The organism is Bacillus sp. VA15, from assembly GCF_055721145.1.
Genome location: NZ_JBVQPQ010000002.1, coordinates 162799 through 179254, shown reverse-complemented (window position 1 = coordinate 179254; position 16456 = coordinate 162799). Strand labels below are relative to the sequence as shown.

At 46.4% G+C, this 16456-nt stretch carries 1 protein-coding gene; it reads left to right on the top strand.

Annotated features, from left to right (window positions below):
* Window positions 1–50 precede the first annotated feature (50 nt).
* Entirely contained in the window at window positions 51–16454 is a 16404-nt protein-coding gene (locus AC0DBE_RS06025; RefSeq protein ID WP_472961946.1) for an amino acid adenylation domain-containing protein, read from the top strand.
* Window positions 16455–16456 lie beyond the last annotated feature (2 nt).

The following is a 16456-nucleotide window of genomic DNA, read 5'->3' as shown; positions in this document are numbered from 1 at the left end:
AGAAGCGGCAGTTGAAAAGCCCGCTTTCAGAAGGACAAAAAGGACTGTGGATGCTTCAGAAAATGTCTCCTGATATGAGTGCATATAATATTCCTTTATGCTTTCGCATCAGCAAACGAATACATGCAGAGACGTTCAAGAAAGCCCTTCTGTTTGTGCAGAGACAATATCCTGTTTTAACCAGTGTGATTCAAGAGGAGAATGGCATTCCATTTCAAACGGTTCAGTCGTCAGAAGCTCTTTGTTTTGAGGAAGAGGATATTTCAGCGATCAAATCAGCAGAGATATTGCCTTTTCTAAAAGAAAAAGCAAAAGAACCTTTTCATTTGGAAGCTGGTCCGTTATTGCGCACACATCTTTTTCATCGATCAAAAGAAGAATGCATTGTGCTCATAACGATTCACCATATCATATTTGACGGTGTGTCGATGCTGACATTGATATCGGAACTTTTTAAGGCGTATCAAGAATTAGTGAATGGGATTGAGCCCGTGCCGCAGCCGCTAACAGCTGATTATTACGATTTTGTCGATTGGGAAACCCGGATGCTGAATAGCAGAGAAGGGGAAGAGCATCTCGCTTACTGGAAAGAACAGTTGTCTGGGAATCTGCCAGTTCTTGATCTTCAAGCTGACCGCCCGCGGTCTTCAGCACGAAAATTCAAGGGGCAAGCATATAAAAGCTTGCTCCCTCATCACCTGAGAAATCAAATCAAATCGTTTGCCCGCACCAATCATGTGAATGAATCGGTTGTGTTTCTCTCCATTTACAAGGTCCTGCTGCATCACTATACAAAACAAAAAGATATCATTGTCGGCGTTCCGACAATGGGGCGGCATGAAGATAGCTTTGAAACCCTTATCGGTTACTTTATCAACATGATGGCTGTTCGAAGCAAGAATATCGGATCTCAGCCATTTACAGCATTTATTCGGGAACTGCAGCTGACAATGGCTGACGGTCTGGACCATGCGGCATATCCGTTCCCAGCATTGGTAAGAGAGCTGAATGTAGACCGCTCGGCCGCGGATTCGCCGGTTTTTCAAACAGCCTTTCTGTACCAAAACTTCTTTCAGACAACAGGCTTGCAAAAAGCGCTTGAACCATATCAAACGCTTGGCATTGAATATATTGAGGATATTCGGCAAGAGGGAGAATTTGAGCTGGCACTCGAGATATATGAGCAAGAAAATGAAACAGTGCTTCACCTTTTGTACAACCCTGATCTATATGAATTGTCCTTCATTGAAAGCATGATGGAGAACTATATGAAGCTCGCGCAACACATGATGGAGGATCCGTCTTTGCCGCTTGAAACCTACTCTTTACAGTTACATCAAGAACAAAACAGTTTACTGGAACAATGGAATGCGACAAGCACAAACACGCCAAATGACAAGTGTATACATGAAGTGTTTGAGGAAAAAGCGAAACAAACCCCGGATGCGGTTGCTGTGATTTTCGAAGACAGGTCTCTTACATATAAAGAAGTAGATGAAAAAAGCACATCTTTGGCAATCTATCTTCAACATCAGGGGGTTGGACCTGAACACCCTGTTGGAATTTGTGCAGAGCGTTCGTTTGATATGATCATCGGGATTTTAGGAATACTGAAAGCCGGCGGAGCGTATGTGCCGTTAGATCCAAGCTTCCCGCAAGAACGGTTGGAGTACATGCTCAAAGACAGTCAGGCATCCATTGTCCTGACCCAACCTAACGTTCATCATACGATCAGCGGATTAATTGGCAGCCATGTAAAAGCTATCAATATCGAGTTGGCTTGCCGGAATGATTATACAGATCAGCAAAGCAGCGGTTTAAAACGGGAAGTAAAACCGGAGCATCTCGCTTATATCATTTACACATCGGGAAGCACTGGACAGCCTAAAGGGGTTATGGTCGAGCATAGGAGCATTATGAATACCCTAAATTTTCTTGAATCTCACTATCCCGTGACTGCTGAGGATGCATATTTACTGAAGACGAACTATGCGTTCGATGTATCGATCTCGGAATTATTTGGATGGTTTATCGGAAACGGCCGCCTTGTGATTCTTCCGCCTAATGGAGAGAAATCACCGCAGCAGTGCATGGATTATATTGAAAAATACAAAGTGAGCCATATTAATTTTGTACCGGCTATGCTCCATGTTTTTTTAGAAACGGCGAAAGACAACAAGCAGTTCACAGAGGATGGACCGCTCAAGTATATGATGGTTGCGGGTGAAGCTTTCCCTAAAGAATTAGTGAAAAAGGCGGTATCAATCTTTAAAAACTGCCGTGTTGAAAATATTTACGGACCTACGGAAGCCTCCATTTATGCTGCGTATTTCGGATGTGGAAACGGGGATATTGCAAGTCACCATACGCCGATTGGAAAACCTGTCTCCAACGTGAAACTTTATATTGTGGACCAGCATTTGATGCCTGTGTCGATTGGAAAGCCTGGTGAGCTTTGCATCGCGGGAGCCGGCTTGGCAAGAGGCTACTATAATAAGCCTGGCCTCACGGCTGAAAAATTTATTGACAATCCATTTGAACCAGGGACCAAGCTTTATAAATCAGGTGATTCAGCAAGATGGCTTCCTGACGGCAACATAGAATATTTAGGTCGGATTGACAGCCAGGTCAAAATACGCGGTTTTCGCGTCGAACTGGGCGCAATAGAAACAAAGCTGAGTGAATATCCGGGCATTTTAGATCAGGCGGTCGTGGTGAAGCAGCTGGAAGGCCATCAACAGCTCGCTGCTTATTATACAGAGGAAAGCGGCCATTCCTCTGCAGATCCAAAAGAGTTGCGCCGTCATCTAAAATCCAGTCTGCCGGAATATATGATACCTTCACACTTTATCCGCTTAGATGAGCTGCCGTTATCGCCCAGCGGGAAAGTGAACCGTAAAGAACTGGAAAAACGCGAGATTGTTTTCAATAAAAAGAAACCAAATCGCTTGCAGTTAACGGAAATAGAGGATCAGGTGCTTCGCATTTGGGAGGAAACGCTCAAGGTCAGCGGATTTGGACCGGAAGACGGATTTTTCGATGCGGGCGGTGATTCGCTTCTGGCTGTAGCTGTGGCTGAACGAATCAAAAAAGAATTGGATTGTGAATTTAGTGTTACCGAGCTATTCGAATATTCCACGATCCGTGCAGTAAGCCAATACATTTTGGAGATGAAAAACTCAGAAAAAGCCATAACTCGAAATGAAGACGAAGATGATCTCAAAAGAGATGGAAAATACCAGCAGCAGACGATCCCTCCTTATTTTGACGATAGTGTTGCGATTGTGGGGATATCCTGCCAATTTCCGGGTGCGAAAAATCATCATGATTTTTGGAATCACATCAAGGAAGGCAAAGAAAGCATTCAGTTCTTCTCTGAAGAAGAGCTTCGCGAAAACGGAGTTCCGGAAGAATTGATTCAACATCCTGACTATGTGCCTGTGCAATCTGCGATCGAGGGGAAAGACTTATTCGACCCTGGTTTCTTTCAAATTTCTCCGAAAGATGCTGAGTATATGGACCCTCAGCTCCGCCTCTTATTGCTGCATTCCTGGAAAGCGATTGAGGATGCAGGATATGTGGCAAAGGAGATTCCGGGCACAAGTGTATATATGTCTGCGAGCAACAATTCATACAGAACGTTATTGCCGAAGGAGGCAACAGAAGGGCATGAATCACCGGATGGCTATGTCTCATGGGTTTTAGCCCAAAGCGGAACCATCCCGACGATGATCTCACATAAGCTCGGATTAAAAGGGCCAAGCTACTTTGTTCATTCTAATTGTTCTTCATCACTAGTCGGCTTGTATCAGGCATACAAAAGCCTGACATCAGGCGAATCTCAATATGCGCTTGTCGGAGGCGCGACATTGCACGCTCAATCAGCGATCGGCTACGTACACCAAAACGGATTGAATTTTTCAAGCGACGGTCATGTTAAGGCGTTTGATGCTTCAGCGGATGGAATGGCCGGAGGTGAAGGCGTAGCGGTTATCCTGCTGAAAAAAGCTGTGGATGCCATAAAAGACGGAGACCATATTTATGCCATTATGCGCGGAATAGGCATTAATAATGATGGGGCAGATAAGGCAGGCTTCTACGCGCCAAGTGTAAAAGGCCAAACAGAAGTGATACAGCATGTATTGGATCAAACCAACATCCATCCCGAAACGGTCAGTTATATTGAAGCGCACGGAACGGGAACGAAATTAGGCGATCCTATTGAATTGTCTGCTTTAAATAAAGTGTACAAGCAATACACCGACAAAACACAATTTTGCGGAATTGGTTCAGTGAAAACGAATATTGGCCATTTAGATACGGCTGCTGGGTTAGCCGGATGCATTAAAGTTGCGATGAGCTTATACCATAATGAACTTGCACCGACTATCAACTGTACGGAGCCGAATCCGAATATAAACTTTGAAAGCTCTCCCTTTTATGTTGTCCGCGAACGAGAGCCGTTAAAGAAAAGTGAAGGTGTCCACCGGGCGGCTCTGAGTTCATTCGGTCTTGGCGGCACTAACGCCCATGCTATATTTGAGCAATATGAAACCCTTTCTGCATGGGCAGGGAACGAAGGCGATCAGCCCTATATCATTCCTGTATCAGCAAAAAATAGTGAACGGCTCCAAGCATACGTAAAGGAGCTGCTGACCTATATCAGTCAAAACAAGCAAACGCATATCTCTCTAAGAGATTTTGCATACACCTTCCAGGTCGGCCGGGAAGCAATGGACAGCAGGGTCGTTTTTATAGCGAACGATCTGGAAGAATGGAAACAGCAGCTGGAAGCTTTTGTGAATGGAAAGCCGCTCGCAGAAGGCTGTATTCAAGTAGAAAAAACGAGAATGACATCCGCTGAACAGTTGCTTGGAAACGCTGAAGCGGAAGAACTGGCTGCATCACGGATATCAAAAGAAGAATTGAAAAAGCTTGCCGAGATGTGGGCAAAAGGCTTTCACGTTGAATGGCGGAGGCTTTACCAAAATACGACGCCGCGCCGCATCAGCTTGCCGACATACCCTTTTGCTGAAGAACGGTACTGGCCTGAAAGCGGCACCAGCGCTATCACAACAATTGAACCATCGCGTTTGCATCCTTTGGTGCACCATAATACATCGATTCTGTCAGAGCAGCGGTTCAGCTCCACCTTCACAGGACAAGAGTATTTTATTGCCGAGCATATCATTAAAGGCATGGCGATTTTGCCGGCGGCGGTCACGCTTGAAATGGCAAGAGCCGCTATAGAACAAGGAATTGGCGAATTGGAGGATCATGAAACTGGAATCAGGCTGAAAAATGTCGTGTGGGTTCGTCCGGTTGTAGCAGGAGATGAGCCGGTTCACGTAAACATCGGACTTTATGATGAAGACGGCGGACACATTCTTTATCGGATGTATGGTGAGCCGGAATCTGTTGATGCAGAACCAGTTGTATATAACCAGGGTATAGCGGAATTGATGCAGGTAAAGCAAGAAAAAGCGCTGGATCTTGCTGAGATCAAGACCCGATGTGATCAAAGCAGAATGGACGCTGCCTTGTTTTATGAAGGAATGATCGGCGCCGATTACGGCCCCGGTTACAAGAGTGTAGAGGCCGTATATAAAGGCGAGGGTCAGCTGCTTGCGAAATTATCACTGCCAGAATCTGTCATGCATACGTTGGCCGATTATGTTCTTCATCCAAGTGTAATGGACGGGGCGTTACAGGCGGCTGAATATTTACAAAACGTCGTCAGAGCGGAGCTGTCAGACAGTAAAGACTTTAAGGCAGCACTGCCGTTTGCCCTGGAGGAGCTTGAGGTCTTTCATCAATGTGTCACTGACATGTGGGTTTATGTTCAATTCAACGTGAAAAATAAACCAGGGGATCTGATACAGAAAGTCGATATTGATCTATGCGATGAGCATGGCACGATTTACGTGCGGATGAAAGGATTTTCGACGAGAGTGATGGAGGCTGATATACAAACCGAATCATCAAAAATAAACGCTGAAACTTTATTGCTTCAGCCCGTTTGGCAAGAACAAAAGGCAGCTGAAGGCGCGGCGGCAAAAAAATATGCAGAGCATCTCGTGTTCCTATGTGAATATGACAATGAGACGAGAAAACAGATTGAAGCAGCGATCGAGGATGTCCATGTATATAGCTTGGAAGCAAGGCCTTCTTCAGTGGATGGGCGTTTCCATTCTTATACGGAACAAGTGTTTAAGAAGGTACAAGAGATCACTCGCACGAAACCGATAGGCGGCATTCTCATTCAGATCGTAACCTTTGCCGAAGGAGAACAGCAATTGTTTTCAGGGTTGATTGGACTGCTAAAAACGGCCGAGCAGGAAAATGCCAAACTAACCGGCCAAATGATTGAAGTCAGCAGTGAAGAAAGCGGAGAAGGCATAGCTGGCAAACTGATAGAAAATCAAATGAGCAGCGATTCATATATCAAATATCACAACGGCACACGATACATTGCTGATTGGCGTGACATCAAAACGGCAAACCAAGACATCAGCAAGCCGTGGAAAGATGATGGCGTTTATCTCATTACAGGTGGTGCCGGAGGCTTAGGCCTTATTTTTGCAAAAGAAATCACGGAACAAACGAAGAATGCGACAGTGATTCTGACAGGCCGCTCGCCTCTTAGCGAAAGTAAAAGCAATAAGCTTAAAGAGCTTCACGGCAAGGGGGCTGAGGTCACCTATCAGCAAACAGATGTTACCGATAAGATTGAAGTCTACCAGCTTATTGACAGAATTCAGAAAACATACGGCCGTCTGGACGGCATTCTTCACAGCGCGGGAATCATCAAAGACAGCTACATGGTCAATAAATCAGCCGAAGACCTGCACGACGTACTGGCGCCTAAAGTAAAAGGACTTGTTTACCTAGACGAAGCAAGCAAGGATTTGCCGTTGGACTTCTTTATTCTCTTTTCATCACTTTCTGGAAGTTTAGGAAGCATCGGTCAGTCTGACTATGCGGCTGCCAATGTATTTATGGATATGTATGCAAGCTATCGAAATAGGCTTGCCGACCTCAGCCAGCGGCACGGGAAGACACTTTCTGTAAACTGGCCGTTATGGAGCGAGGGCGGCATGAAGGTCGATCAAGAAACAGAGAAAAGACTTGTGCAAATGGCCGGGATTGTTCCTATGAGAGCAGAAAAAGGAATTCAGGCATTATATCAAGCGTTTCATTCCGAAGCAAACCAAGTAATGGTGATCGAAGGCGATGTGCAGAAGATAAAACAAAACATGCTGGCAAAAACCGCCTCGGTACCTATGGAAAAGAAGGAAACAGAGAGCATGACTGAACAAGCAAAGAACATTGATACAGACAATTTGCTGGATAAAGTAAAGGCGATGTTAAAGCGGGAGGTCGCCAAGCTGTTAAAGGTTAAGCTTGAAACGATTGAAGATCATGCCGAGATGACGGTGTATGGATTTGATTCTATCTCAATGACGGAATTCACCAACCATATCAATCGCGCCTATAAATTAGAGCTGACGCCAACCGTCTTTTTTGACCACCCGACGATTCATGCGTTTGGCAAGCATTTGTCAGAAGAATATCAAGCGGTGTTTGCGAAGACATTTGCTGTGCGCGCAGCATCGGCCCAGGTTCAGCCTGCTGCCAAACAGGAGCAAGCCTTACATGTCAAAGCTAAAAGACGCCGGAAGCAGCAAGTCACGCTGCCAAACGCCGCACAGAGTGATGCTGGGCATGAGCCTATTGCCATTGTGGGCATTAGCGGGATTTTCCCTATGGCGAAAGATGTTGATGCATACTGGAAGATCTTAAAAGAGGGCAAAGACTGCATGACGGAAATTCCGAAAGACCGCTGGGATTGGCGGGAATATGAAGGTGACCCGGCGAAGGAAGTCAATAAAACGAACGTAAAATGGGGCGGTTTTATTGACGGAATTGCAGATTTTGATCCATTATTCTTCGGCATTTCCCCGCGTGAAGCGGAACAAATGGAACCTCAGCAGCGCTTACTGTTGACTTACGCCTGGAAAGCGATCGAAGATGCAGGATATTCGGCGAAACGTCTGTCTGGCACAAAAACAGGCGTCTTCATCGGAACGGGAAATACAGGATACAGCTCCCTTTTGTCAAAAGCCAACTCGGCAGTAGAAGGCTCAGCGGCGGCCAATACAAGCCCTTCAGTCGGTCCGAACCGGGTCAGTTATTTTCTTAATCTGCATGGGCCGAGCGAACCGATTGATACAGCTTGCTCCAGCTCATTGGTGGCTATCCATCACGCCATCTCCTCAATTGAGGAAGGCACTTGTGACATGGCATTGGCCGGCGGCGTGAATACAATTATCCTTCCTGAGGTGTATATCAGCTTTGATAAAGCGGGGGCACTGAGTAAAGAAGGAAAATGCAAAACGTTTTCGAATCAAGCCGATGGTTTTGCCCATGGAGAAGGGGCCGGCATCCTGTTCTTGAAAAAATTAAAAGCGGCTGAAGAAGCGGGAGACCACATTTACGGAGTCATAAAAGGCAGCGCAATCAATCACGGCGGCCGTGCAGCATCTTTAACGACGCCTAATCCGAAGGCGCAGTCGGATGTCATTCAGTCGGCATATGAAAAAGCGGGAATCGATCCGAAAACCGTAACCTACATTGAAGCGCACGGAACCGGGACGGAGCTTGGAGATCCGGTTGAAATTAACGGATTGAAATCAGCTTTTAAAGCACTGGGTGTGAATGAAGGAGATCCATCAGCCAATCCTTATTGCGGATTAGGGTCTGTGAAGACAAACATCGGCCACTTATCGCTGGCAGCCGGTGCAGCAGGGATCATTAAAATATTATTGCAGCTTAAGCACAAAACCTTAGTGAAAAGTCTTCACTGCGAAACCGTGAATCCGTACATTCAGCTGAAAGACAGTCCGTTCTATATCGTACGGGAAACGGAAGAATGGAAAGCGATGAAAAATGAACGGGGAGAAGAGCTACCTCGCCGAGCAGGTGTCAGTTCATTTGGGATCGGCGGCGTAAACGCTCACGTGATTATTGAGGAATATATTCCAGAAGCAGCCGATGAGATTATACCGTCCATCACACCTGAACATCCGGGTATCTTCGTTTTATCGGCTAAAAATGAAGCGCGGCTAAAAGAATATGCACAGCAGCTGGCAGATGCGATTGATAAGGAAACATATAGTGACGTAAATCTCACCCGCATCGCTTATACACTGCAAGCCGGACGGGATGCGATGGAAGAACGTCTCGGGATTATTTCTGGTTCCATTGAGGATTTACAGCAAAAGTTAAAAGACTTTGCAGCAGGCAAAAGCGATGTGGAGGATTTATTTAGAGGCAGGATTGATAAAGGCACGCTGCAAATGCTGACAGAGGACGAAGAGATTCAAGAAGCCGTTGAAAAATGGATGGAACGGGGAAAGTACGCAAAACTGCTTGAGTTATGGGTAAAGGGGCTTGATGTAGACTGGACGAAACTGTATGGCGAGAATCTACCAAAGCGCATCAGCTTGCCGACATATCCTTTTGCAAAAGACCGTTATTGGATCTCTGATCATATTCAAAAAAGCGGCAGCCCTGAAGCAAACAAAGCAGCCTCCCGCCTTGGCGGAGCCGTGCTCCATCCATTAATGCATCAAAACACATCGAACCTCTCGGAACAAAGATTTAGCTCCATCTATACGGGAGAAGAATTTTTCCTTGCCGATCATGTTGTCAAAGGCCAACGGATCTTGCCGGGAGTGGCACATCTTGAATTGGCGCGGGCGGCTGTCGAACAGGCAGCAGAGGTACAAGGTGTTCCGTGCACCATGAAGCTAAAGAATGCGGTTTGGGTGCGGCCTATTGTTGTAGAGGATCAGCCGCAGCACGTACACATCAGGCTTTTACCGGGAGAAAATGGTGAAATCTCTTATGAAATCTACGGTAATCCAGACGCTGCAGGCGAACAGTCAATCGTCTACAGCCAAGGCAGTGCTGTAATAAGTCCTGCTGAAAACCTGCCGGTGGTTGACTTGCAATCCTTGCGGGAGCAGTGTCAGCAAAGCGATTTCAGCGTTACTGAAGTATATGACACCTATCAAATGATCGGTTTTGAATATGGTCCTGCTTACCGCGGGATGAAAAAAATCTATACAGCCGAACATTTTGTTTTAGCAAGATTGTCATTGCATCCGTCTGCTTTAGATACGCTCAGCCAATACAACATGCACCCGGGGTTGATGGACTCTGCTTTGCAGGCATCGAGCATTTTAACAGGCGCGGGGGATAACCAGCTGACACTGCCTTTTGCGGTCCAAGAGCTTGAAGTCTTCGGAGCATGCTCTTCAGAAATGTGGGTATATGCAAGATACAGTCAAGGCAGCAAGGCAACTGATAAAGTACAAAAACGGGATATTGATATGTTAGATGAGAACGGCAATGTTTGCGTACGGATGAAAGGATTGTCTTTCAGGGCAGCTGAAGGCGGCTCTGGATCGGCAAAACCTGATCAAACGCTGGAAACCCTGATGTTTGAAGAACAATGGGTGCCTAAGGCTTGTGAAAAAGAAAATCCTGAGCCTCATTACGAACGGCACATTGTCATGCTTTGTGACATGGATGGCCTCTCAAAAGACAGCATTGAATCAAGAATGATAGGAGCGGAATGCATCGTTTTGGAGTCTTTCCGCGAAGGACTGGCAGAGAGGTTCCAAGATTATGCCGAACAAGCGCTTGAGACAGTACAGAGCCTTCTCAAAAGCAAGCCGCAGGGCAATGTCCTGATCCAGCTTCTAACTTCTGCCCAAAGAAAACAGTACTCATTCTCAGGGCTATCGGCGCTCCATAAAACCGCCAGCCTGGAGAACAAAAAATTGATCGGCCAGACGATTGAGATCGATTCAAACGAAAACATTGAAAGTGTTATAGAAAAACTGAAAGAGAATAAAAGACACGCAGGAGATCAGCACATCAAATATGAAAATGGCAAACGGTACATCAATGAATTACGTGAAATGCAAATGGCTGATCAGGACATAAGCCTGCCGTGGAGAGATAAGGGTGTATACCTCATCACGGGCGGTGCAGGAGGACTCGGGTTTATTTTTGCAAAAGAGGTTGCTCGTCAAGCCGAACAGCCTGTGCTCATTCTGACAGGCAGATCTGCGTTGAATCCGGATCAGCAGGTACAGCTAAACGAACTTCAGCGCTTAGGGGCTCGCGCAGAATACAGACGGATTGATGTGACACAAGCAGAGGAAGCCTCCGAGCTCATCACAAGCATCACGTCTGATTACGGGGACTTGAATGGCGTCATTCACAGCGCAGGGCTGATTAAAGATAACTATCTCGTGAACAAAACCAATGAAGAGCTGACACAAGTTCTCGCACCTAAGGTAAAAGGACTTGTGAATGTGGATGAGGCAACCGAGCATCTCGCATTAGATTTCTTTATCCTCTTTTCTTCAATATCAAGTGTTGCCGGCAGCGTAGGGCAGGCGGATTATGCGATGGCTAACGCGTTTATGGACAGCTATGCAGCTTATCGAAATGCGCTTGTGACCGCCATGTACAGGCACGGACAAACGTTGTCGATCAATTGGCCGCTCTGGAAAGAAGGCGGCATGCGCGCGAATAAAGAAATTGAAAACATGACTTTGAAAAACACAGGTGTGACTCCAATGCGGACCGAGACCGGCATTCAGGCGCTGTATAAAGGTTTGGCATTTGGCAAAGATCACGTCATCGTCATGGAAGGGATCAGAGACATGATGAGGGAAAAGCTGACTCAAAAACCGTCTTCTGATGATGTTCCAATGAAAACAGTGCAGGTACCGGTGACATCTGAAGCAAAAATGGACCAAGACAGTTTGTTTGACCATATTCAAGAAGCTTTAAAGCAAGCAATCTCTCAATTGCTCAAAATCAAACCTGAAGAGATTGACCCGGATATGGAATTTAATCAATATGGATTTGATTCGATAACGTTGACTGAATTTGCAAATACACTGAATGAGCAGTACAAGCTGGATCTCACGCCTACGATCTTCTTCGAACACGCAACTGTTTATGCATTTGCAGCGTATCTGTCAGAAGAATATCCAAATGCCTTTACAGTTCAAACGCCTGTCAAAGCTGAGCAGCCTTTACAACCTGTAGAAAAAAACATAAAAAACATGACATTTTCAGCTGAAAACCGCTTTGCAAAACCTTCGGTAACGCCAGTGCAAAAGGCAGCTGATCACGGGCCTGAGCCTATTGCGATTGTGGGGCTGAGCGGCGTTTTTCCGAAGGCAAAGGACATCGAGGAATACTGGAAGAATCTGAAAGCGGGCGTAGATTGTATTACAGAGGTTCCAAAAGACCGCTGGGATTGGCAGGAGTATTACGGAGACCCTCTAAAAGAAGCGAATAAAACAAACGTCAAATGGGGCGGTTTTATAGATGAAGTAGCTGACTTTGATCCATTGTTCTTCGGCATATCTCCGCTTGAGGCGGAACAGATGGAGCCTCAGCAGCGCCTGTTAATGACCTATGCGTGGAAGGCGATAGAAGAAGCGGGATACTCAGCGCGAAGCCTGTCAGGAACCAAAACGGGTATCTATATCGGGACTGGAAACACGGGGTACAGTTCGCTTTTGTCAAATGTAGACATCGAAGGCTCGGCAGCTGCGAACATGAGTCCTTCTGCAGGACCGAATAGAGTCAGTTATTTTCTGAACATTCATGGACCGAGCGAACCGATCGACACTGCATGCTCAAGCTCTTTGGTCGCCATTCATCATGCGGTTTGCGCAATTGAAAACGGAAACTGTGAAATGGCGATTGCAGGAGGTGTCAACACAGTTGTAACACCTCAAGGCCATATCGCCTATGATAAGGCCGGGGCGCTGAGCAAAGAAGGAAGATGCAAAACATTTTCTGATAGAGCCGATGGATTCGCAGTCAGTGAAGGTGCCGGCATTCTCTTCCTGAAAAAGCTGACAGCGGCTGAACGAGACGGTGATCATATTTACGGTGTCATCAAAGGAAGTGCGGTAAACCACGGAGGCCGCGCAAATTCTCTGACGACTCCTAATCCGAAGGCTCAGGCGGATGTCGTGAAAACAGCATATGAAAAAGCGGGAATTGATCCAAGAACCGTGACCTATATTGAAGCGCATGGAACTGGAACAGAGCTTGGTGATCCAGTAGAAATCAACGGCTTAAAAGCGGCATTTAAAGAGCTGTCTGAAAAAACGGGAGACCCGGCAGTTCATAGCGGTCATTGCGGACTTGGATCTGCAAAGACAAACATCGGTCACTTATCGCTCGCCGCCGGTGTGGCGGGTGTCATTAAAGTGTTATTGCAGCTGAAACATAAGACGCTTGTAAAGAGTTTGTACAGTGAAACGATAAATCCGTATATCAGACTGGAGGACAGCCCGTTTTATATTGTGCAGGAATCCAGAGAGTGGCAGGCGCTGCAGGATGAAGCCGGCCGAGAGCTGCCGCGCCGCGCCGGCGTCAGTTCATTTGGCATAGGCGGCGTCAATGCCCACGTGGTCATTGAGGAATATATTCCAAAAGAAGCAACTCATTCTGCACAAGCGCCAGCTGTGACAGCACAACATCCGGGCATCTTTATCTTGTCGGCAAAGGATGAAGATCGTCTAAAAGACCAAGCCCGGCAATTAGCAGACTTTATCAGCAGTCAATCTATTACATCTCGTGATCTCACTGATATTGCCTACACACTCCAAGTGGGGCGTGATGCAATGGAGGAGAGATTAGGGATCATCGCTGTCTCGGCAGGGGACTTGTTGAAAAAACTGAACCTCTTTATCACTGGACATGCAAGTGCGAAGTACATGTCAGGCAGAGCAGACAAAGGGATCGTACAGACATTGAGATCAGATGATGAAATACAGAAAATCCTCAATAACAGCTGGGAGCCCGTGATATATGAAAGACTGCTTGAATTATGGATAAAAGGCATGGAAATAGATTGGAGTAAACTGTATGGCGGCAAACAGCCGAAACGCATCAGTCTCCCAACCTATCCATTTGCAAAAGAACGCTACTGGATAACGGATATGAAAGAGGAAGCAGTCACACATCATGCAGCACCTAGTGTCGAAACAGCAGCTTTGCACCCATTAGTACAGTCCAACACATCCGATCTATCAGAGCAGCGTTTCAGCTCAACCTTTACAGGTGCTGAGTTCTTTTTCACCGATCATAAGGTGAAGGGAAGCCCGGTCATGCCGGGTGTGGCATATCTTGAGATGGTTCATGCTGCCGTTACGAGATCAGTGAGAGGAATCATAGAGACACAATCTGTTGTTCACATCAAAAATGTTGTGTGGGTGCAGCCAATTGTGGCGGATGGCCAGCCTGTTCAAGTCGATATCAGTCTGGATCCCCAGCAGGACGGTGAGATTGCTTTTAACATCTTTACAGAGGATGCGCACAATGGGCGGAAAATACACTGTCAAGGCAGTGCTGCAATCAGCGGGGCAGGAGACATTCCAGTTCAGGATATCAGTGAGCTTCAAGATCAATGCTGCCTAAGCACACTCTCACACGAGCAATGTTATGAATTATTTAAGGCGATCGGCATTAAATACGGACCTGGTTTTCAAGGAATAGATCGGCTTTATATCAGCCGCAATCAAGCCCTGGCAGAGCTTTCCCTGCCTCCTGGTATATCTCACACGCTGGACGAATTCGTTCTTCATCCAAGTATGGCAGACTCTGCTTTACAAGCGTCAATCGGGTTGAAGTTGAATTCCGGCGACGAACAGCTTTCTCTGCCTTTTGCGCTGCAAGAGCTAGAAATATTCAGTCCGTGTACAGATAAAATGTGGGTGTCTGTCACATCTCGTCCAAATGAGGACAGAATACAGAAACTGGATATGGATCTATGTGATGAACAAGGCCGAGTGTGTGTACGAATCAAGGGTATTTCCTCAAGGGTACTGGAAGAAATACAACCGCAAGATGAGCCGAAGTCACCAGATATCAAGGCATCTCTTGATGGAGCGCTTCTTATGGCGCCGGTATGGGATCAAGTACAACTGGAGAAGAACAGCATTCCGCCTGCTGATGAGCGTGTTGTCATCCTTGGAGGGGATCACAACAGCAGAAAAGCTGTTCAAAGGCAGTTCCCGTTTGCCGAGGAGCTGTATATTGAGCCGAGCGCATCGATTCATGAGATTGGGAGCCAATTTGAAACACTCGGATCGTTTGACCATATTGTGTGGCTGTCCCCTTCCCGTGTGACAGAAAGTGAATTCGGCGACGAAATGATTGAAGCCCAAGATCAAGGCGTGAATCAAATGTTCAGGCTCATTAAGGCAATGCTCTCTTTAGGCTATGGAGAAAAGAAGATGAGTTGGACGGTCGTGACGGCAGATACGCAATGTGTTGATCAGTATGATATTGTCGACCCGGTCGACGCCGGTGTACACGGCCTGATCGGTTCGATGGCAAAAGAATATCCAAATTGGCAGACAAAGCTGATCGATGTCAGGAAGCATGAGGATTTGCGGGTGTCTGAGATCGTTTCCTTGCCAATTGATCAAGAAGGGAATACTTGGGCCTATCGAAATCAGCACTGGCATAAACTGCGTTTGATTCCAGTGCACAACAATCAACCAGTGCATACGAAGTATAAGCACGGAGGCGTTTATGTCGTCATAGGCGGCGCAGGCGGTATTGGCGAAGCCTGGAGCGAATATATGATCAGAACATACCAGGCACTGATTGTTTGGATTGGCAGAAGGAAAATGGATACAGCGATTCAAAGTAAGCTGGACAGACTTGCGCGTCTAGGGTCAGCCCCATTTTACATTCAAGCTGATGCGGCTAACCGCGAGGAATTAGAACATGCTTATGAAACAATCAAACAAACGCATCGAGAAATCAACGGCATTATACATTCTGCGATTGTCTTGCAAGACCGAAGCCTGATGAATATGAGTGAGGACTGCTTCAGAAACGTTCTTGCTGCAAAAGTTGATGTAAGTGTGCGAATGGCACAAGTTTTCCGGCATGAACCACTGGACTTTGTTTTGTTTTTCTCTTCCGTACAATCGTTTGCGAGAGCTTCCGGACAAAGCAATTACGCTGCCGGCTGCAGTTTTAAGGATGCTTTTGCACAGCGGCTTTCTCAAGTATGGTCTTGTACAGTAGCCGTGATGAATTGGAGTTATTGGGGAAGCGTCGGTGTTGTTTCCTCACCGGAATATCAGAAGAGAATGGCTCAGGCAGGCATTGGCTCGATTGAAGCCCCTGAAGCGATGGAGGCATTGGAATTGCTGCTTGGGGGACCGCTGAAGCAGCTAGTGATGATGAAAATGGCAAACGAAACGAATGATGAAGCGGAACAGATAGAAGAAACAATTGAAGTGTACTCGGAAACTCATAGCTCCGCCATTCAAAAGTTGCGAAGCTATCACCCAGGTGACAGCACAAAGATTCAACAACTGTTATAGGA